This is a genomic window from Caproiciproducens galactitolivorans, assembly GCF_026672255.1.
In the GTDB taxonomy this organism is placed as follows: Bacteria; Bacillota; Clostridia; order Oscillospirales; family Acutalibacteraceae; genus Caproiciproducens; species Caproiciproducens galactitolivorans_A.
Genome location: NZ_JAPOHA010000008.1, coordinates 23463 through 45369, shown reverse-complemented (window position 1 = coordinate 45369; position 21907 = coordinate 23463). Strand labels below are relative to the sequence as shown.

Here is a 21907-nt window from a genome sequence, read left to right as displayed (position 1 = left end):
TTTATGTATTAACAATAACGATTATTTTCTATAATGTCAAGAGTTTTACACAAAAAATTTTATAATATTACGAATAACTATTGACATTAGATATTTTTATAGCTATATTTAACTTGTATTAAGTTAACCGTTTAACTAAAAAGGAGACTTATTTATGAATGCAGCATGGATACCCACCGGAAATCAGATGGTTTCACTGCCGCAAATCAAGGAACAGACAGCCGGAATCCATGATCTGACCTTCCTGCATATGGGATATAAAGGTTTAATCGATGTTCGTGGGGATGAAGATGTCCCGCTGATTCTCCCCTTTATAAAGATCGGCGACACGCAGGTATTGCGGGAAGCTCCCGTGTGGAACCGGTTGGGAAACTGGATTCCCCGCTTTTCTTTCAGCTCGCAGGGAATTTCACTGAACGGCGTCATTCTTGCGCCCGTCGAAGAGCGCGGCTTTTTGGTACGGCTTGAAGCAACCAACTCCACCCCGGAACCCGTGCAGATTTCATACGGTCTGCGCGGGCGCTGGGCAACAAGCTGGCATTGTGTGAACGAGGATAAAATGCTTGACGGCGAAAAACACTGTTACCGGAGCGCGTGGAATAACGGCATCGTGTTCGATCTGCGCTGCGGCGCGCCGTTGTTCGCTTTTGCGCCAATGACGGATAAAGACTGCGAAGTCACTTTCACGCAGCATGAAAAAGGCGTTGACTATTGCCTGACAAGGGAAGAAACACTCGCGCCGGGTCAAAGCTGCGAGCTGGTCGTGTATTGGGGGATTGGATTTGAGGAAGTTGCCGCCGCGACCAGTGCAAAGGAAATGCTGCGGCAGGGATATGATTTCGAATTCAATCGAACGTTAAATTGGCTTTCCGAACGGTCGCTGGAATTTAAGGATAAAAATCTTACCCGGCTGTATAACACCAATTTGTTTTTCTGTATCTTCTTTTCAACCGGCATTACGCTGGATACGGAAGAACTGGTGCTTGTCACCAGCCGCAGTCCCCGGTACTATGTAAGCGCGGCGTATTGGGACCGCGACAGCCTGTTATGGAGTTTCCCCGCGGTTCTGGACGCCGACCATGATCTGGCACGCGAAATGCTGACTTATGTTTTTGGCCGTCAGGGGAAAAATTTCGGAATTCATTCCCGTTTTATTGACGGCACCGTGCTGGAACCCGGGTTTGAGCTGGATGAGCTGATGGCTCCGGTTCTTGCACTCGAACGCTACACCGACGCAACGGGCGACGACAGCATTCTGGAAGAAGCAAGCGTGAAGACGGGAATCAAACGCATTCTGCATCAGCTGGAAAAACATCGGCATCCGACCGTTGCACTGTACGACACCTTTCTTCAGCCTACGGATGACGAACATGTATATCCATATATTACATACGACAATGTTCTTGTGTGGAAAGCCCTGCTTGCCCTTGCACACTTATACCCCGCTTATCACGAATTGGAACAGACCGCGCTGAATATCCGGTCTGCCATTGAGCGGCACTGTGTGAAGGAAAAAGACGGAAAGCCTTTTTATGCGTGGTCCGTTGACCTGAACGGCCAATATGATATTTACGACGAGCCGCCGGGCAGCCTCCAGATTCTTCCATACCTCGGCTTCTGCCGGCCGGATGAAGACGTATACCGCAATACGGTTCAAATGATCCGCTCGCCCGGATATCGGTATAGTTTCGCTTCCAGCAGATTTGCGGAAATCGGCTGTCCGCACGCGCCGCATCCATGGATTTTGAGCGTTGCAAACAGCCTCCTTTGCGGGAGAACGGCGAGCAGTGCAAAATTCTTACACGATGTTCAGATGGATCACCTTATCGCATGCGAAAGTGTGGACGAAAACACCGGTGAATGCACCACGGGCGCGGCTTTTGCAACGTGCGCAGGCTTTTTGTGCCATGCAATGAAAGAAACCAAGGAGGAGCTGGACCGAGCTTATGAGGAATGATGTAAAACTATCAAAATGGAAAATAGAAGCGGACAGCGAAAACGGGACGGACGATTTTCTCGAAAGCGTATTTTTTATTGGAAACGGGCGGATGGGTTCCCGCGGATTTCTTTCCCTCTCGCCCAATGTTCCGCCCTATAAGACCGGGCTGTTTGTCGCGGGGATATTTGGGGAGATTAAACCGGGGATTACGGATTTTATCAATCTGCCGACACCTTTATATAGAAAACTGAAGGCGGACGGACGGACCGCCGCCCCGGCCTGTGTGCATCGCACCCTTGATCTGCACACTGGCCTGTTCACCGGAGAATACCTGCTGAACCTGGGCGGAAAATCGCTGGAAGTTTGTGAGGAACGCTTTTTTTCGCTTTCAAACACAGGCCTGCTTGTCGACCGGATTGCCTTTAAGCCCAATACGGATATGAATCTGGAAATTTCCGCTGGTGTTCATACCGCCTGCTGCAATCTTCCGGTTGCGGATGACCAGACGAAGGAAAACACACAGACAGCGCAGCTCACTTCCATTGTGCGGAAAACGTTTTCAGAAAACGGCTTTTCTTTAAGGCTGCTGACGAAGGGAACCAACCTTGAGATTTCAGAAGAAGTTACCTATCACACACAGGGGCTGCGCTATCAAGGCACTTTCGATGACGACGAGGGTACGGGGCTTGTCTACAGCGCGGCTGTATCGGCGGGCGATACGGTTGTAATAGAACAGTGTGCGTTTCTGTCCACCAGCCGGGATAAAGACCCGCGCATTCAAAGCCCGGGTTCCGAATGGAACTTTTCCGCCCTTCTATCGCAGAGCGAAGCGGCGTGGGCAGAGCACTGGGAATCGGCCAATATCGAAATCGAAGGTGACGGGCAGGCGGACGCGGCCCTGCGCTACTTGATTTTCGAAATGATCGCCAACAATTCGGAAAAGGATCCTTCCGTAAATATCGGCGCAAGGGGTCTGACCCATACGCGGTACAAAGGATGTTATTTTTGGGATACCGATCTGTTTTTGATGCCGTTTTATCTTTATACCAATCCGGAAGCGGCGAAAAATCTGATGCAGTACCGGACGGATACGCTTCCGCAGGCAAAATTATACGCGCAGAAAATGAACAGCGCGGGCGCGCGATACCCCTGGATGGCCTCCTACGACGGCAGTGAGCAGTGCGAAAGCTGGGACATCGGCGCTTCCGAGCTTCATGTAACCGCTGATGTCGTGTACGCGCTCAACCAATACATTGACGCTACGGGGGACATGGATTTTTACCGGAATCACGCGGCGGAAGTCTATATCGAGACCGCGCGGTTCTGGCAGAGCCGCTACACACCGGACCCCGAAACCGGTAAGGTAAACCTGCTGTTCTGTAAAGGGCCGGACGAATACTGCGGCATTACCAGCAACAATCTTTACACCAATCGGCTGGTAAAAGAAAATTTGAAGCTTGCCGTGGAAGCGGCGGCGTACCTGCGCACGAACAATCCGTCCGTTTACCGGCAGCTCGGCATTACAGAAGGGGAAACCGCCCGGTGGGCTGAACTGGAATCTTCAATCAAACTGCCGAAGGACCCGGTTTCCGGGCACTGGAAGCAGGACGACACCTTTGACTTGCTGGAACCCGTAAACCCCTCAGAGCTGAAAACAGGCGACGCGGCCAGTTACCATAAGGTCTGTTTCGACCGGCTGCAGCGGTACCGGGTCATCAAGCAGGCGGATGTGATTCTGCTCATGACACGGCTGCCGGAAGCATTCACACCGGAGGAAAAAAAGGCGGCCTGGAATGATTTTGAACCGCTGTGCCTGCATGATTCCACTCTGAGTTTTGCCACGCACGCCCTGTTTGCGGCGCAAAACGGCATTACGGACGCCGCCTGGGACTATTTTCAAAAGGCACTTTTTCTGGATTTGCGCAACATTATGGAAAACACGGGCGAAGAAGGACTTCATGCCGCATGCCTTGGGGAATGCTGGCAGACGGCCGTTTTCGGATTTGCCGGGTTGTCCTTTGAAAACGGCGCGCCGAAGCTGTCGCCCCATCTGCCCCCAAGCTTTCAGAAAATACGGTTTCGCTTTTTCTTTCGGGGGAAACGCTACGAAGCCACTGTGTCGGGAAGCGGCTCATCGGTTCAGATTGGCTGACCATGAAAAGAACCGTATTTCTGTATTTTCAGCCATGGCTGCTCTCACAGCCGAAAGGCCGGTATTTTTGTGATGAAGATCACGCAGTCAATATCGGTAGAAGGAGGATTTGAAATGAAGCATTCGCGTACGTCCGGTTTCTTTGTGGCACTGCCGTTTTTACTGCCAAGTCTTATCGGCTTTCTGGTATTCAGTGCGATTCCGATCATTGCCACTCTGCTGATCAGCCTGACGAATTGGGACGGGCTGAGCCAGCTTACGCTTACAAGTGATTTTCAGGGCTTTATGAAAGATTATTTCATAGGCGTTGACAATTACAAAGAAATATTCACCAGCACGGAATTTTACCAGGTTCTTACAAACACCTTAAAGTTTGTTATTCTCTATATTCCCCTGATGATCGTCATATCGCTCTGCATCGCCGGCATTTTGAACAGCAAGGCGCGGGGGGTCGGCTTTTTTCGCGTGGTTTATTATATACCGGTTATCACATCATGGGTTGCAGGTTCTTTGATCTGGCGGTGGGCGCTGAACCCTCAGTACGGAATCGTTAACGCAATCCTGTCCGCAGTAGGCATTCAGGGCCCGCAATGGCTGCAAAGCCCGCAATGGGCAATGCCGGCCATTGTGCTTGCCTCCATTTGGAAGGATATGGGCTATTTCGGCCTGATGCTGCTTTCCGGGCTGCAGGGAATCAATCATGATTATTACGAAGCGGCGGAAATTGACGGGGCGGGAAAGGTGAAGCGCTTTTTCAAAATTACGCTTCCGCTTTTAACGCCGACGCTCTTCTTTGTTCTGATCATCGGCATGATTAACTCGTTCCAGATTTTCCCTCAGGTTATGATTATGACGCCGGACGGCGGACCGGGCGGTTCCACGATGGTCATGGTGGAACGAATTTATAAATACGGTTTCACTTACTACAAAATGGGAACCGCTTCCGCGCTAAGCTGGATACTGTTTCTGATTATTATGGTCCTGACCTTTGTTCAGATCAAGCTGCAGAAAAGGTGGGTGAATTATGATAACTGATTTCATGAAGGCAAAAAAAATATTTTCCAGGGTTCTTTATTATATTTTTGCGTTATTCCTTGCTTTTTTAATTTGCGTTCCCTTTTTCTGGATGGTTGTTACCTCGATAAAGACCAACGGGGCCGTCATGCTGCTCCCGGTAGAGTGGATTCCGAAACAGCCTTCTCTGGATGCATACCGAAAGCTTTTCTCGATTGAAAACTTCTGGTCCTCCGTTGCAAACAGCTTTTACATCTCCGTTTTCTGCACTGTACTGCGTATCCTGTGCGCGGCCATGGCGGCTTTTGCCCTTGCAAAAATCAAATTCCGCGGAAGTAAGGTTCTTTTTTCCGTTTTCATTACCGCGTTAATGATTCCTCCGCAAACCACTTTTATTCCGCTCTTTATCATCATGGGCAAGCTGAATCTTCTGAACAACCTGAATGCCTTTCTGTTTTTGCAGATGTTCAATGCGTTTGCCATTTTTATGCTGTACCAGAAAATGCAGACGATCAACGATGCGTTTATCGAAGCGGCTACCATTGACGGCGCGGGAATGTGGCGGATTTTCTTCCAGATCATTCTTCCGCTGTGTCCGGGTACGCTGGCAACGCTGGCAATTTTGTCGTTCATGGATTTGTGGAACGACTATCTGCTGCCGTTGGTTCTGCTTACCGACCGTGCAAATTACACGCTTCCGCTCATCCTCAACTCCATGCAGGGCCAGTACAGCAACCAGTACAACCTGATGATGGCAGGCAGCCTCTTGTCCATCATTCCGATTCTTATCGTTTATATCTGCGCGCAAAAATACTTTAAGGAAGGATTAACCGTCGGCGGCGTGAAAGGCTGACCCGGAGATACGAACATGAAACGAATCAAATTTACAGCACAGGANACTTTAAGGAAGGATTAACCGTCGGCGGCGTGAAAGGCTGACCCGGAGATACGAACATGAAACGAATCAAATTTACAGCACAGGAAAACACGCTGAATTTTTCATTTCCCGGCGGAATTGCGCGGCTGCGCTGGCACGAGGAAGAATCCGCTCTGACAATTGCTCTTCCTTACCGCGGCGCCTACGGGATGGGGGAAAAATTCGATTTTTTCAATCAGAAGGAACACAAGGTCGTAAATTGTGTGGAAGAAAAGTTTTGCCATCAGGGCAGCAAAACGTACTGTACCGCTCCGTTTTTTATGACGGACACAGGGTTTGGCCTCTATGTGGAGACGGACTATGAAACTATGTTTGAATTTGGTAAAGAAATCCGTATTTCAATGCCTTCAGGCTCCGCCGTCATTCTTTTTGAGGGGAATCCGGAAAGCATTATTTCCGAATATATGTCTGTCTTCGGCTCCGCCAAGCTCCCGCCCAAATGGGCGTTTGGCCCCTGGATTTCCGCCAATCACTGGGACACCCAGGAAAAAACAGAGCTGCAAGTGGAATTGCTCCGTAAATTCCGCTTCCCCGCCACCGTTTTGGTGCTGGAAGCGTGGAGCGACGAAGCCACCTTTTATATTTTTAACGGCGCCAAATACATGCCGTGCAAAGGCAATAAAGCGCTGCGCTATTCCGACTTTGACTTTTCCGAAAGCCAATGGCCGAATCCCGGGGCGATGATCGAAAAGCTTCACAGCAGCGGCCTGCACCTTGTGCTGTGGCAGGTACCCGTGTATAAAAAGCAGGAGGCAAACGAAGCTGTTAACGCGCAAAATGAGGCAGACAGGGCCTTTGCCGCAGAGGAAAAGCTCTGTGTACAGACAGACCGGGGTACGCCCTATCAAATCCCCGAAGGGCACTGGTTTTCCGGTTCCATGATACCGGATTTTACAAATCCGGAAACAAAACGTCTCTGGTTCGAAAAACGTCAATATCTGCTGGACATCGGCGTTGACGGTTTCAAAACGGACGGCGGCGAATTTATCTATAGCAATCAACTGCGGTTTCAGGATGGTTCCGACGGTGCAAAAATGAAGAACCGGTATTCGCAAAGCTACCTGGAAGCCTACACGGAATTCATCGGGGAAAACCGCGTACTGTTCAGCCGCGCAGGATATTCCGGCCAGCATGCCACACCGATTCACTGGGCCGGTGACCAGCAGAGCGAAAACAGTGAATTAAAAAGCGCCCTGCGCGCGGGGCTTTCTGCGGCAATGACGGGGATTCCGTTCTGGGGATTCGATATTGCGGGCTTCGCGGGGCCCCTGCCCACGCTGGACCTTTACCGCCGCGCAACACAGCTTGCATGCTTCTGTCCGGTTATGCAGTGGCATTCCGAACCGGACGGCGGGCAGTTCCGCGAACTGATGGCCTCTGCGGAAGGGAACAACGAGCGCAGCCCCTGGAATCTGGCGACTGTATATCAAAAGCCGGAATTTATCGACGAAATGCGGTTCTGGCACAACTTGCGCATGAACCTGCTGCCCTACTTATTCAGCACGGCCATCGACTGTGTGCAGAACAGCCGCCCCATGCTCCGTCCGTTGATTTACGACTTTTTCAGGGATGAAAGAGTCCGCAATATCGACAGTCAGTTTTTGCTGGGAGACGGTATTCTTGTCGCGCCCCTGCTTGAAGAAAACGCACGGGGCCGTTCCACCTATCTGCCGCAGGGCGACTGGTACGATTTATTTACCGGCGAAAAGCAGGAGGGCGGCCGGGAAATTGACACGGACTGCGGCTTACGCCTCCCGGTCTACCTGCGCTCCGGGTATGGAATCGCACTCAATCTGGATGCTTCCGAAGAGCTTGGAAGCGACGTTGGAAGCAGTGTGAAATCTTACCGGAATTTGCACTTTATCCTTGCAGGCCCAGCGGGTTCTTATCACTTCAGGGACGATTTGGGAAACGATTTCACGCTAAGATGGGAAGGGAAAGAGTGGAAAAAGTCCGGTTCCAGCATCCACCCTTTTTCTGTTCGGATCATTTCGTAGCAGCCTGAAAACCGGAGGATGACATGGAAAAATATCAAGGAATTATTTTTGATCTGGACGGCGTTATCTGCCATACCGACCGATACCATTATCTGGCATGGAAAGCCCTCGCGGACCGGTTGGGGATCTGTTTCAATGAAAAGATCAACAACCGCCTGCGCGGAGTAAGCCGGATGGAAAGCCTGGAAATTATCCTAAGCAACAGCGGGCAGATCTATACCGATACGGAAAAAGACAAGTTGGCAAATGAAAAAAACGAAAACTACCGCCGATCTTTAGCGCAAATGACGCCGGAAAACCTGTCTCCGGAGGTGAAGGGTACATTGGATTTCCTGCGAAAGAGCGGATGCAGGCTGGCAATCGGTTCGTCCAGCAAAAACGCCGGGTTTATTCTGGAACGTATCGGCCTTAACGGTTATTTTGACGCTGTTGTGGATGGGAATCAAATAAGTCATGCAAAACCGGACCCGGAAGTATTCCGGTGCGCCGCGCGGCGCCTGGGGCTTGCTCCGGAAAATTGTCTTGTTGTGGAGGATGCCCTTGTTGGGATTGAAGCGGCGGTGCGCGCGGGCTGTGACGCCGCCGGCATGGGAGATGCGCGAAAATCTTCACTTGCCAAATATCACCTTGCGGCGTTTTCGGAACTGAAAGAGGTGTGCGGATGATACGGAAAAAAGAAATTGCAATCGACAGAATGGCGGAATTGGTAAAATACTGGAAAGCGCAGGAAGGTGTGGAAGCAGTCGCGGCTTTCGGTTCTCTTGCTGAAACGGAGCGGTTCGACCAATGGTCCGACCTGGACTTTCTGGTGATTTGCGACGCGGCGCAAAAAGAAACACTTTTGTCCTCTCTTCCGAAGCTGGAAGTAATTTATCCGATTGACTATCTCCAAATTGAGTACGGCGGTTCCGTGAAGCTGCTGTTCCGCGACGGCGTTCTTTGCGACTTCGGAATCGTGACGGAACAACAGGCCTCCTCCTTTCCGCACGGAGAAGGGCGGATTTTATGGTGCGCCCCTTCTTTTTCACGCGACTGTATCCGAAAAACCTCAGAATGTGCTGCCTGTGCTCCGCGGGATTGGATGGGTGATGCCCTGCTTCACGTTTTTGTCGGTCTGCTCCGTCAGAAAAGAAATGAGACTGCTGCCGCTTTTGAAGAAATCCAGATTTCGGCGGTCAGAAGCCTGCTCAGCGGAATGATCGAAGAAGGGCATCTCCCCGGAAATGACCCCTTTTCTCCCCTGCGCCGTGCGGAAAAATATGCCGATGGAAAAATGCTGTCGGACTTCATGATGGGCTATTCTCACAATGTAGAGGCCGCAAGGGCAATTGTTACATGGGTCAAGGGCCAAAAATACCCGAAGGGTCTGATGGCTCAGATTGAAAATCTTTTCAGCGAATACTGATTTTTACATCATCTGTTATTCTGGTTACGTCCGATATGGAAAGGACTTTGCTTTTCTGAATAATGGGATTACAGTACAAGGTGATAACAAGAGAGACTGCAACAATAAAACAAAATTTTCCTTACCGCCGATCTCACAGGTCGGCGGTAAGCTCATTTTTGGTAAACAATGGGGTTGCCCTTTGGCTGGAATTTACGGTAAGATAGTATTGACAAATGCTCCGCTTACGGATGACGTAAAAAATGGAAGGCTGCGTGTTCGGATATGCGCTATTTTTGCAACACTTAAATTTATTTATGACAGGCTTGTCTCAGGATTAAGAATAGGAATTGGGGAAGATGTGTTGCTGAACACGTCTCCCTCTTTTTTTAAATAAATCAGTCTGTTTTGGTTCCCATACCAGTCCTAGATAAGCAAATCGCATCAAACTGATTTTATTCAGTGCTATATGCTGGAATGAAAATTTTATAAAATTTACCGAATTTTGAAAGGATTTGCCGTTCTCAATCGTGTCTATTATTGAGGGGAGGAAATGAAATGGAAAAAACATCGTCCGGTACCAACGATGTTGTAACAGAAGCTCTCGACAAATATTCCGATATGGTTCGAAGAATATGTTTTATGTATCTTAAAAGCGAAGCGGATGTGGAAGACATCTTTCAAAATGTCTTTTTAAAGCTGTTGCAGAACAAAAAACCATTTGAAAGCGATGCGCATGAAAAGGCATGGCTCTGCAGAGTTACGATAAATGAATGCAAAGACTTCCACAAAAGCTTTTTCCGTAAAAATACTTGTTCCATCGATAACTTAGAAATTCCAATAGAGGATAAATCTGAAGAGGGTGTATTGCGCGAGGTGTTATCACTTCCACAGAAATATAGAAATGTAATTTATCTCTTCTATTTTGAAGACTATTCGGTTCCTGAAATTGCAACGATTCTTGGAAGAAATCAAAATACAATCTACACACACCTACGAAGAGCCAAAGCAATTTTAAAGAACAAATTGAGAGGTTTTGATGATGGAAACTATTTTTAGGTCTGCTGTGAACCATATCCATGCCAAGGAAGATCTCAAAAGAAAAACAAAGGATTACCTCATTGCCAATTTAAGCATAACACCCACGGCGGCGCAGAGCAAACCCGGACGTTCCGTGAGGCAAAGAGCCGTTCTGGCCGCCTGCACCGTTATCTTTGTGGGTGCAATATCCGCCGCAGCCGTCTACAAAACCCCGGCTTCCTATTTAAGTCTTGACATTAACCCCGGCGTTGAGCTGGGCGTAAACAGATTTGGAAAAATTGTATCCGCGACCGCTTATGACAACGCAGGCGTAACGATTCTGGACGGGCAAAACATCATGGACACGGATGTCAAAACCGCTGTCCATACTTTGGTGAAATCGGCCGCGCAGAAAGGCTTTGTCGCGCAGGACGGTTCAACGGTCATTCTGGTGACCTCGGAAACCGACAACCCCTCGAACGCAATCGAACTGGAAAACACCGCGGCCCAGGGCGTGGAAACGGCGATAAAGTCAGAAGGCAAGACCGTGACCATCAGCAAGGATCACATTCCCCTGGAAAAGCGGGACGAGGCCAAAAAGCTGGACATTACGCCGGGTAAACTGAGCCTGATACAAAAGCTGCAGGCGCTCGACCCTTCCGTTACCGTAACCGAATACAAAGATGTCAAAACAAAGGATATTATAAAAAAGATCGACGAATTAAAAAAGTCGGAGAATGCAAACAGCGGCGATACAAAAGACAGCCCCGCTTTGCCGGATAACAGTGATTCCGATGAAGCGGCCGGCAAAGATACGCCGAATTCACCGGGAACCGCGATTGACAAAAATCCACAGGAAACAGACAACGGGAATTCTTCGGTTTCCTCCGGTGAATCCGGCAAGGATACGGTCTCCAGTTCATCCGCTGCCCCGGAAAAAGAAAATTCACAAACCGCTTCCAGCAAAGTCAGCAGCCGTTCCTCCTCCTCCCCTTCAAGTCATCCGAAGCGATAAGGGATTCCAAATCAAATAAACCATATTATGGATACGGCTGCGGCATCCCGCCGGAAAAATCATCACCGCATTTTCATCACTGAATTTGCAAAAACACCAATCAATCAGGAGGATTTGCAAAATGAAAAAGATTAAAACAAAAGTTCTTTCTCTCGTACTTGCGTCTATGCTGATTATCAGCAGTTTTTCATCCGTCGCCGCCGCGGCGGCGACAAAGTCCATGACCGGCGCAATCAACGACACCAATCGGGACGAAATTTATCTTGTTAACGGCGGTACGGCAAATACCGCCAACCTTACGGATTTTCTGCTTAACAGCGGCAATGATTTCCTTTTTGAAACGACCGGCCATAAGAGGGTCAGCGACGAGAAGATCAGCGCCATCGCCCATGTTTCCGGCGACAACCTTGTTTCGCTAAAGGTGGACAATTCCACCGATACGGCGACACTCCGGCTGAAAAGCAGCACGGCTTCCGGTAAGGAAGTGATCTCTGTTCTTTATGAAGGCAGCTACACCGACGACGACGGAAATGATTACACGGTGAAAGCAAGGAACAACCTTACCGTATATGTTTATGACAAAGATCAGATCGTTTTCGGCGAGTATGATCCCCATTATGCCACAAAGGATTCCGGCATAGGCTTCGACGATTTCGAAACTTTCGCTCAGAATGCCAACTATAAAAAGACTTTAGGGATTTACAAAGCCAAGCCAAGCGCGGATTCCGCACTGGCGACTTTTGAGGCCGCCGACTTAACTGCGGCGACCTCCGGTATTACGGATAAAACCGCCTACAGTTTCAGCATAACGGGCAGTGACGTACATACGTCGGTCGCAGACGATGCTTCGAAATTCACCCGATTCCCGACTGCTACCGTAGGCAGGGCCTTCTCTTCCGAAACGAACCTGTACACACAGGACGCCGGAACCATGAACGTGAGCATCACGGTGAAGAAGCTGGTTGCAGACGGTTCTACTTACAAAGCGTCGACCAGTTCCGGGGATTCTTACACCCTGAAAACAAAAATTGAGAAAAAAGTAGATGCGGCAACCCTGCTGCCCGACAGCAAAGTTTTTACCATTCAAAAAACGGACGGAAAAACCATGCTGAGCGGCGACGTGAATGCAAAAACAAGTAACGTAACCGACAGCGAAGTGGTATTCCCCAAGGGCACCACAAGCGTGCATGTCGACGAAAAAACCGCTGTAAAGAAAATTTCCGGCTATGTCGGCGATCTCCAAATCGGTGACGCGAGAGTCGGTTCGATCGACGTAAAAAGCGGCACGGTTGAAGTTACGGACGGCACCGTCGGCGACATCACGATGAGCGGGGCGCCGGTCACATCGGGCGGAGACGCGGTTCTGATAAGCGGCGGAAAAGTCGGAAATATCGATGTTACCGATGTAGCCCTTGATTCGGACAGCAACGTAACCGTAAACGCAGGAATAACCGGGACAATCTGCGCCAACGGCACGGTTACCATCATTTCGAATGATTCGGATACCCCGATTGTTACGGGCAAGATTACCGCGCAGGATATTCTGATGTCCTCCAGGGAATCCAAAATCACCTGTGCAGGCGTTAAATCGAGTGCGGACGGTTCCATTACCTTATCCGGCGATGACCTTAACGTGAATGCCATCGACCTCGATTCCCGCGAGACAACGGTGCATGTCGGGGATGACAGCGAAGAATTTATTGGAAAAATCCCCGCTCCCGCCAACGCGAAAAACGGAACGATTTCTTCCCAGTATGAAGACACAAGCGCAACCGTCAGCGGCCCCGTTACGGTCGGCACCATTTCCCTGGATTCCGATACTACTCTGACATTTAACGGTATGGTTACGGCAGATACGATTAACGGGGACGGCACAATGAAGATCGCGGCCGGAAACCTTTATGTAGCCGACAGCGCCTCCGGCGTTACACTGATGCTGACCGACAAAGCCTTTGCGGCCGGTACCACCGTCTTTAAGGCTGCTTCCGATGCAGTCGACGCGGACGATTTCAACACCTGCGGGTTCACACTTGCAAAAACCGCGGGCACATCCATTGATACTTTTAAAATTGCGTCCCTTTCCTTTGCAGGCCTTGTCATGAATAAAGACTCCTCCAATATTGCCAAGGGCTATTCGGAGACATTCACCGCAACCGCTTATCCGGCCGGTACCTCCATCCCCGCCGGGGCCAGCATTGCCTGGGAACTTGACGGCAGGAGCGACATTTTTGAGCTCACCTCCTCCGGCGCTTCCGCGACCGTAAAAGTAAACGGTTTCGACCCGGTTTTCGCGTCGGAGAACAAAACAACGCTGACCGCAACCCTGTATGACGCGGACGGTTATGAATTGGACGATTACGGTACAGCCAAATGCGCGATTACCGCCATTGCTACTCCGGATGCCGTTTCCGACACAAACGCCGCCCTCTCGGTTGAAGCGGGTTCCAGCTACATTATGAAAGTGACTGCATCGGCCGTACCTTCCGTTGTAGCCGGTACAAGCGGCGTATTCAAGGTAGAATTGGCTTCCAAGAACGGCAACGAATACTTCTACAGGCTTTCCGCAGTCGGCCCCGTCGATTCGGGAACAGGTATATACCTGAACGGGAATAAAATCTTTGTCGCTACGGTAAAGGGGCATTCTTTCACAAGCGATACAACCATGGATATAGCCGTAGATGGTTCTTACATGTTCAAGATTAATTCATCGGCGGCTCCGACTGTTACCGTTGGGTCCCCCTGTTTCCGGCTTTCCTATGTTTCCAAATCCGGCAATGATTATTTCTACAAAATTACCTCCGCCGGTGCGGCAGGTTCCGCGGCCGGAATCTATGTAAACGGTACAAGAATTTTTGTTGCCACCGTAAAAGGAACTTCCTTTACAAGCGATACGACGGTGGATTTAACCGTGCACGGCGCCTACACCTTCAAGATTACCTCAGCCACGGTTCCAGCCGTTACGGTCGGTTCTCCAAACTTTAAGCTTGCTCCGGTTTCCAAATCCGGCAACGATTATTTCTACAAAATTACCTCCACCGGTGCGGCAGGTTCCGCAGCCGGAATTTATGTGAACGGTGCAAGAATTTTTGTTGCCACGGTAGGATAAAGATTCATGCCATACGCATTCGTATAAATTTCTCTTATTTTCGAGGCATAGGCTCAAGGGAAACCTGAGCCTATGCCTCCTTTTACCGGAAAGAGGATTTTAAAATATGGCAACATTGCATAGGACGAAAAATAGAAGTATAATAGAAAAATATCGCAGATTCGGAAAATTTATTCTTGCGCTTTGTTGGATTCTCTTGTGCAACGAAAACAAAAAAATCCTGTCCTATAGGGGGATATCAATGCTGATGAAGAAAAAAATAATCATGATGGTCGTGGTGCTGCTTCTCCTGATCGTATTGCCTGCCCATGCTGCAATGGCAAGAGCCGGTGGCGGCGGAGGAGGAAGCGGCGGCGGCGGCGGCGGTGGAACAGGCGGAACACACAGTTTTTCAAGTAATAGACAACCGTCATCCCCACTTTCACGGTTCTTTAACTACATCATATTTGGAGCCGTTGCTTCAGGAGGAGCGATCGTATTCTTTATACGCATCCATGTAAAAGGTGCGAAAGCCCGCGGTATCATGAAACGACTTGAAAAAATGGATCATTCCTGGAATTATAAAGATTACAAAAAGACAATAGAAACTATTTTTTACAAAGTGCAAAATGCGTGGATGGAACGGAATCAAGATTTAGCGAGCAACTGCCTAAGTCGGTCTCTTTATGACCAGTATCAAATAAAGTCTGAATGGATGATCGTCCGCCACGAAAAAAACATCCTTAAAAACATTCGGCTCATGGAAGCAATACCCGTTGACGTTGAAGATTTTGACGGTGACAGGAATGATTTCATGTGGATTTATATAAAGGCAAAGGCAATCGACTATATTATTGATGATCAAACGATGAGCCTAAAATCCGGTTCAAAGAGAAGCAAACCCTTTGTGGAATATTGGAAGCTGATAAAAGAGAAGGGCGCATGGGTTTTTGATGAAATAAAGCAAAAGGATGAATTGGATTTGAATGCTCTTTAAAGTGAATATTTTCATAAAGGCGCACTTGAAGCATCGTAAAAAACACCCTCGTTTTTTAATTAGGCATCACCTAAGATAAAAAACGAGGGTGTTTGCATATCTCAGTTTCAAGAAGGGCTGCGGCAAAATTGGAAAGGAATGTATGGCCGGTAATTGCTATTCCGAAATATGAATGTTCACGCCGTTTACCTCAACCCCTTCGTCCGCACGGATCAAGATGTATTTAGCGCCGTTGATCATACGGGTTTCGATCAAGTCGCTGCGCTCCGGATTCACGCGGATTGTCACATCGGGAGTGCGGAGTTCAAACTGCTTGGCATCAATAAGATTCCGTGGACTGATCTGTGTATCGGCCCCGAACTCGGCGTCATACTTTTCTTCAAATGAAGTCACACGGGCTTCCGGAACGCCGCAGGATTCCAGAACGCTTTTTACCGTTTTCTTGGAAATGACCAGCGGCTCTTCCACTTTGTTTGTTTTGTGCTCTTCGATCATTTCGGATAATTGCCCGTGAACCGCCTGCATTACGTCGTAACTGCAATCGTCGGCAAGGGTGTCGCCCAAAATCGATTGGAATGTTTCTTTCTGTACGGCGGCAGGCATCGGAATTTCGCTTTTGAACACCGTATCCACAAATTCCTCGTGGTTCTCCGCAAGATTACGGGAGTAGTAGACGGCGTTATAAATGTTGGCGCTGCGGTCGTCAAAAGCCGGAAACAGGAATCCCAGTTCCGGCGCCGAAACAACCCAGTCCGCCGTGATATTGCGGAATATGTTTTCGCAGGCATAGTAGCCAAGCGCCGGTTTCGTCAATTTAACAGGACAGATACTGCACAGAAAATACGAAAATACTTCGGACGAATCCTCCTGCTTTTCTCCGTCTTTTGCGTAGTAAGGGACATCATATTTGTCGCAGGCCAAAAGAATCAGATAATTGCCTTCCATATTAAGCGTCTCTATGACGCGTCCGTAGAATTCATGCACCGCATTCTCATCATCCAGAGAGGAATCTCTGAGTGCCATCAGTAACTTATGTTCCTCCCCTTCCAGAACTTGCCGGGTTGCAAATTCGATGTCAATCAGGTTCTTTCCGACCGTTCCGGACAGTGTTTTCTTCAGAATTGCCAAAAGTTCTTCGGATTCTTCCTGGGGCATTAAAGCAAGCGATTGACTGAATTCGGAAACAATTTCTCTCTGCTCGTTCACGTAGCAGCCGCGAATCCGGGAAATATTGCTCTTCTCCGGACGGAAGCGGCGGCGAATCTCTGAAATTTCTTTTTCGTTCATAATATCCTCATCAATTCTCTATGTAATTTCGTTTTGATTCCGTATTTTATTATAGTATGAAATTACGCTTTTGTCATCCTAACGGAAGGCTTACAAGCAAAGAAGAATAGAAAAGATTTGTTTTAAAACAGCCAAAGAAAAAGCGGAACGATGAACCTGCACGGTAATCGTTCCGCTTTTTCTTTTATTCACATCTAAAAATTTTAACTCAGCACACGCATCGCGGATTCCTCCGCGAATTGGCGGCTGTACAGCGTGTGGTAGTAGCCTTTTTTCTGTAAAAGCTCCTCGTGGCGGCCCTGTTCCACGATCTTGCCATCCTTCACCACCAGAATCAGATCCGCGTGGCGGATGGTGGAAAGGCGGTGGGCGATCAGGAAGGAGGTGCGGTCTTTCAGCAGGTGGGAAATCGCCGCCTGAATGAGCTGTTCCGTCTGGGTATCAATCGAAGAAGTCGCTTCGTCCAGAACAAAAATACGCGGGTCCGCCAGCACGGCGCGCGCAAAGGAAATCAGCTGCTTTTCCCCGGTAGAAAGGCGGTCTCCGCCTTCCCCAACGCTGCTGTCGTAACCGTTTTCCAGCTTTTCCACGACCGTGTCGGCGCTTACGGCCTCCGCAGCGCGCTTTACCTCCTCATCGGAAGCCGTCAGTTTCCCGTAGCGGATATTTTCCATAACCGTACCGGAAAACAGGTGCGGATTTTGCAGTACATAACCGATGTTGCTATGGAGCCAAAGCTGACTGCGCTCGCGGTAATCACGGCCGTCGATTAAAATTTTGCCCGAAGTTGGCTCGAAGAAGCGGCAGGCAAGGTTTACAAGGGTGCTTTTGCCCGCGCCCGTTTCGCCCACAATCGCAACGGTGGTACCCGCGGGGATTTTCAGACTGAAATGGCTGAGAACGTCCTCGTTTCCGTCCGGGTAGCGGAAGCTTACATCACAGAACGCAATGTCGCCCTTGATGGGTTCCCAGTTTTCCATTTTCGGATGAAACGCGTCGCCGTATTTCTCAACAACTTCCGGCGAATCAACGATATCCGGTTCTTTGTCCAGCAGGCCGGTTACACGCTCAATATTGGTCTGCACCGCGATGAAGTCCGCGAAATTGCTGGCGATATGCTGAATCGGCTCAAAAATACCGACCGCATAAGCGGTAAACGCGGAGAGTGTACCCAGCAGCATCGTATTCTGAAAAACCATGTTCCCGCCGTGTTCCAGCACCAAAGCAGTAGCAATCGAGCTCATTAAAAGAACCAGCGAAATATAAACAGCACTAAGCCGCGCGGCACGGATGGAGGATATTTTCATAACCTGTGTAATGTCCGTAAAATCCTTATGATTCTTTTCCTCAATCACCAGTGTCTTGGACGTTTTGGCGCCCATAATGCCTTCATTGAACGCGCTGGTAATGCGGGAATTTGTTTTCCGGACCTTGCGGTTCCAGTACAGGATACGGTTCTGAAAATAAAAAGTCAGCAGTGAAATCGCCGGTACGACAAGGATGACGATCAGCGCCAGCTTTACATTCAGCATCAGCATCGCAATAAAGACCCCGAGCACGTAAACGGTCGCCCACAGGATGTCGAAAAGATTCCATGCCAGCAGGTCGGCAATCCGGTTTGTGTCGCTCATGACCCGCGACAGAATGTATCCGACCGGAGTAACGTTATAATACGAAAACGACAGGGATTGCAGATGCGTAAAGCACGCCCGCTTGAGGTCGCGGCCGAATTTCATGTCAATCCGCATGCACCCCCGGGTAAACACGATTACGCTGAGGGTCTGAAGTACAATGACAAGCACGTATACCAGCGTGAAGAAAGTCAGGCCCTCCGTCGTGTGCGCCTCAATGAAATGGTCGATGGCGTACCGCTGGAACAGCGGTAGTGAAATATCAAAAAAGGCGCAGAGAAGATTTAAGACACAGACCATCCACAAGGTGCGCCGGTAAGGCTTTAAATAGGGGATAATTTTCTTCCAGATTTTCAGGTCGAAGGCATTGCTGTATTCCTGTTCATCATAACCCATTCGCTTTCCTCCTTTTCCAGCAGAGACCGGTCGTCGCTGCTCATTTGAATATCGTAAATGCTTTTATAAATGCCGTCGTGGTGAATCAGCTCCTCGTGTGTACCGAACTCCGCAATGGCGCCGTCATCCAGCACCAGAATCCGGTCGGCCTGCATCAGGGTTGTGATGCGGTGGGAAATCAGAATCACCGTCGCTTTTCCCAGGTTCTCCTTCAGCGCCGCGCGTATCTGCGCGTCCGTCTCGGAATCCACGGCGGAAAGGGAATCGTCGAACACCATAATGGGCGCCTTCTGCATCAGCATGCGGGCAATCGCCACACGCTGCTTTTGTCCGCCCGAAAGCGTTACCCCGCGTTCCCCGACGATGGTATCGTAGCCGTTGGCAAAATCGTCCACCGCGTCGTCAACGCAGGCAATCCGGGCGGCGTGGCGCACTTCTTCCAAAGAAGCGCCGGGTCTTGTGGCGCGGATATTTTCTTCAATGGTGCGGGAGAACAGAAACGGCTCCTGCAAAACCATTCCGATATTTTCACGCAGCCAGGAAGCTTTGATCTTCGCAATGTCCACCCCGCCGATGGTAATGCTGCCGCACTCCGGAGGCAGTTCGTACAGCCGGTCAAGCAGATGCATCAGCGTGGACTTTCCGCTTCCCGTACCGCCCAGTATGGCGAAGGTGCTGCCGGAAGGAATGGTAAAATCGATATCCTTCAGAACCGGCTTCTGTCCTTCGTAGCTGTAATTGATATGGTGGAAGGCGATATCCCCGTTCATCGGCGGCTCAACGGCGTCCGGGTCGTCCTTCTCTTCTTCCGCGTCCAGAATATAGGACACGCGGTCGATGGAAACGCCGGCCTTGCTCATCTCCGATAAAATTCTTCCCAGACCTCGGACAGGCCAGATGAGCGTGGAATTATAGGATACAAACGCCAGAAATTCGCCAAGCGTAAGATTGCCGTTCACGGACTCAAGAACGCCGACGAAGATGACGGTGAGGATTTGCAGGCCGGTAATCAGGTCGCCGATTCCCCAGTAGGTGCTTAACAGGCGGCCCAGCCGAATCCACAGATTGGCAAAGCGGTTGTTGTGTTCGTCAAAGCGATCAATTTCATAGCGTTCCCTCCCGAATGCGCGCACGACCCGCACGCCGGTCAGGTTTTCCTGTACCGTGGAGGACAACACCCCTTCGGCTTCGTCCGCCAGACGGAACCGCTTGGCAATCTTTGAATAAAAAATTACGGAATAGGCCGCAACAAGCGGTATGAACGTAAGCGCAATCAGTGAAATCTTCACGTTCATGGAAAACATGATCGAAATGGACAGGATTACCAGAAACGTGGTACGAAACACTTCCAGCAGCTGATTGCTGACGAAATTGCGGATTACGTCCACGTCGGAAGTACAGCGCTGAATGATTTCCCCCGTCTGGTGCTGGTTATGCCAGGCATACGGCAGCCGCTGAATATGCCCGAAAAGCTGATCCCGCAGGGATTTTACAAAGGCTTCCGACCCTTTTGCCACACCCATACGGCTTATGTAGTTACAAATTCCCGACAGTACCGCAACCAGCAGGATGGCGGCGGCAAACAGCGGCAGGCTTTGCGCGGGGCTGCCTTTTGGAATCAAAAAAATCCGCCCCAGCCATTCCGGCAAATCCATGGGCCGGCTGCCGATTACGGAGTCCACCGCAATCCGGATAATCTGCGGCGTGACCGCGTTGAAAGCCGTATTCAGCATGGCAAACAGCAGCGCGGTAATAAAAAACCAGACACTTCCCTTTAGAAAGCGCCAGATCACTCCAAAACCTTTTTTCTTCATATTTCCTCCTTCAATGTTTTCCCTTGTTCAGAGCAAAATAAAAAAGCACCCCTGATCATCAGAGGTGCTTTTACCCTTCATGATTACGCCGTTTTTAGAGCAGGGCGCAAAAATCTATCCGTAAACTGCGGAATGCGGGCAAAAATACTTCTGAGCGAAATTGATTGAAATTATTTTGAATCTCAAACCCAGCTGCTAAATTCATGTTATTCCTCATCTCTGCCCGCCACCTTTCTTGTTTAAAATCACAATGCGCTTAGTATAAACTAGTATTTTCCAAATGTCAATAGTATTCTTTGGAAAAAAAGCAAGCATTTTTGAATCTGTTACTCAAAAATAAATTGTTTGAGCCATCTTTTCATGCTTGAAATTCCCAGTACCGTACGAACTTTTAGGCTTTTCATCGGCCCTAAATATTTTTCTTTCCGAAGAAATCTGTAATTATAAAGCGTGCGGCCGCAAGCAAGCGAAATTGGTATCAATTTCTACTTATAATCGGCGCGTGATTCAAAATAATAAAATCAGCAGCGACTGTGAAAGGAGAATCGAAAATGAAACCGAAACCGGACGACCGCAGCGACAATGTAGAGCGTATTCAGGAAAATATCAATCATACCATTGAAAATATACGCAAAGCAGACGATATGATTGAAAAAACTTCCGACGATACCATGCGGAAAAACCTGATAGAGAAAAATGATAATCGCGAAGATGCCCTGAAAGGCATGCGCAGTGAAATCCGCGACGAAGCCAACGCCCGCAAAAACGGATATCAATCGTAACGATCCTATTAAATAAAATATTTCTTGCGTCCAAGGAAAGAGGAGCGAAGCCATTTCGGCTGCGCTCCTCTTTTATTCTATACTGCGAAAACAGGTTCTTACGCAGATTCTTTTCCGGATTTGGATTCCGTTAATTTCTGGATTGCTTCTTCCGGCGATAGCTTTGATTCTTCCAGTAAGCTGGCAAGTTCCGCCAGCTTGGATTGCTTTTTCTCATTCAGCAGCATTTGTTTTTTTGCTTCTAAATTTTTTATTTTCGTTTCAATATTTTTCTGACGTTCGTTCATTTCTCCGATTTCTTGATCAATAACGGCGATTCTTTCTTCTACGGATTTTTGTACTCCACGCGGCATAAAAACAACTCCTTTATGTTTCATACTTTTACATACATTATAGTCGGTTCGTGAATTGATTATGCATTCGGGAATTAAAAAACAGATAGAAATAAAGAAAGAAT

At 49.1% G+C, this 21907-nt stretch carries 17 protein-coding genes; 13 read left to right on the top strand and 4 right to left on the bottom strand.

Translation table 11 applies throughout. The annotated features are described in order from the left end of the window. The first annotated feature begins 154 nt into the window (after positions 1 to 154). From OUY18_RS08920 to OUY18_RS08865, 12 genes are all read left to right on the top strand, one after another. Positions 155 to 1957 (top strand): glycoside hydrolase family 125 protein, encoded by a 1803-nt coding sequence (locus OUY18_RS08920; RefSeq protein ID WP_268058429.1) that lies wholly within the window; start codon positions 155 to 157, stop codon positions 1955 to 1957. Continuing rightward, positions 1947 to 4091, top strand: coding sequence for a glycosyl hydrolase family 65 protein (locus tag OUY18_RS08915; RefSeq protein WP_268058428.1), 2145 nt, complete (start codon positions 1947 to 1949; stop codon positions 4089 to 4091). Before OUY18_RS08920 ends, OUY18_RS08915 begins: the two co-directional genes overlap by 11 nt. A 114-nt stretch (positions 4092 to 4205) precedes the next feature. Then, complete coding sequence (locus OUY18_RS08910) at positions 4206 to 5126, top strand: carbohydrate ABC transporter permease (RefSeq protein WP_268058427.1); 921 nt, start codon at positions 4206 to 4208, stop codon at positions 5124 to 5126. Continuing rightward, positions 5116 to 5958, top strand: a complete 843-nt coding sequence (locus OUY18_RS08905) for a carbohydrate ABC transporter permease (RefSeq protein WP_268058426.1) — start codon at positions 5116 to 5118, stop codon at positions 5956 to 5958. Before OUY18_RS08910 ends, OUY18_RS08905 begins: the two co-directional genes overlap by 11 nt. A 101-nt stretch (positions 5959 to 6059) precedes the next feature. After that, positions 6060 to 8039, top strand: a complete 1980-nt coding sequence (locus OUY18_RS08900; RefSeq protein ID WP_268058425.1) for a TIM-barrel domain-containing protein — start codon at positions 6060 to 6062, stop codon at positions 8037 to 8039. 23 nt (positions 8040 to 8062) lie between these two features. Next, positions 8063 to 8704 (top strand): beta-phosphoglucomutase, encoded by a 642-nt coding sequence (pgmB, locus tag OUY18_RS08895; protein WP_268058424.1) that lies wholly within the window; start codon positions 8063 to 8065, stop codon positions 8702 to 8704. Next, a complete protein-coding gene (locus OUY18_RS08890; RefSeq protein WP_268058423.1) occupies positions 8701 to 9444 on the top strand; it encodes a nucleotidyltransferase domain-containing protein in 744 nt (247 codons plus the stop codon). Before pgmB ends, OUY18_RS08890 begins: the two co-directional genes overlap by 4 nt. Continuing rightward, on the top strand, positions 9419 to 9820 hold the full coding sequence (locus tag OUY18_RS08885) for a hypothetical protein (protein WP_268058422.1): 402 nt from the start codon (positions 9419 to 9421) through the stop codon (positions 9818 to 9820). Before OUY18_RS08890 ends, OUY18_RS08885 begins: the two co-directional genes overlap by 26 nt. Positions 9821 to 9981: 161 nt before the next feature. Continuing rightward, positions 9982 to 10482, top strand: a complete 501-nt coding sequence (locus OUY18_RS08880) for an RNA polymerase sigma factor (protein ID WP_268058421.1) — start codon at positions 9982 to 9984, stop codon at positions 10480 to 10482. Next, positions 10466 to 11458: a hypothetical protein gene (locus OUY18_RS08875; RefSeq protein WP_268058420.1), complete on the top strand. Its 993-nt coding sequence runs from the start codon at positions 10466 to 10468 to the stop codon at positions 11456 to 11458. The genes OUY18_RS08880 and OUY18_RS08875 overlap by 17 nt, the downstream gene beginning before the upstream one ends. A 121-nt stretch (positions 11459 to 11579) precedes the next feature. Beyond that, on the top strand, positions 11580 to 14564 hold the full coding sequence (locus OUY18_RS08870; protein WP_268058419.1) for a hypothetical protein: 2985 nt from the start codon (positions 11580 to 11582) through the stop codon (positions 14562 to 14564). A 241-nt stretch (positions 14565 to 14805) separates the two neighbouring features. Beyond that, on the top strand, positions 14806 to 15540 hold the full coding sequence (locus OUY18_RS08865; RefSeq protein ID WP_268058418.1) for a Tim44 domain-containing protein: 735 nt from the start codon (positions 14806 to 14808) through the stop codon (positions 15538 to 15540). 156 nt (positions 15541 to 15696) lie between these two features. Here the strand turns inward: OUY18_RS08865 and OUY18_RS08860 are convergent, their stop codons facing one another. From OUY18_RS08860 to OUY18_RS08850, 3 genes are all read right to left on the bottom strand, one after another. Next, on the bottom strand, positions 15697 to 16827 hold the full coding sequence (locus OUY18_RS08860; RefSeq protein WP_268058417.1) for a DUF4317 domain-containing protein: 1131 nt from the start codon (positions 16825 to 16827) through the stop codon (positions 15697 to 15699). Positions 16828 to 17030: 203 nt separating this feature from the next. Further along, positions 17031 to 18854: an ABC transporter ATP-binding protein gene (locus tag OUY18_RS08855; protein ID WP_268058416.1), complete on the bottom strand. Its 1824-nt coding sequence runs from the start codon at positions 18852 to 18854 to the stop codon at positions 17031 to 17033. Continuing rightward, on the bottom strand, positions 18812 to 20668 hold the full coding sequence (locus tag OUY18_RS08850; RefSeq protein WP_268058415.1) for an ABC transporter ATP-binding protein: 1857 nt from the start codon (positions 20666 to 20668) through the stop codon (positions 18812 to 18814). The genes OUY18_RS08855 and OUY18_RS08850 overlap by 43 nt, the downstream gene beginning before the upstream one ends. 551 nt (positions 20669 to 21219) lie before the next feature. Here OUY18_RS08850 and tlp point away from each other — a divergent pair. Then, complete coding sequence (gene tlp / locus OUY18_RS08845) at positions 21220 to 21450, top strand: small acid-soluble spore protein Tlp (RefSeq protein ID WP_268058414.1); 231 nt, start codon at positions 21220 to 21222, stop codon at positions 21448 to 21450. A 98-nt stretch (positions 21451 to 21548) separates the two neighbouring features. On the opposite strand, the gene OUY18_RS08840 is transcribed toward tlp, so the two are convergent. Beyond that, positions 21549 to 21803: a hypothetical protein gene (locus OUY18_RS08840; protein WP_268058413.1), complete on the bottom strand. Its 255-nt coding sequence runs from the start codon at positions 21801 to 21803 to the stop codon at positions 21549 to 21551. Between the last annotated feature and the right edge of the window lie 104 nt (positions 21804 to 21907).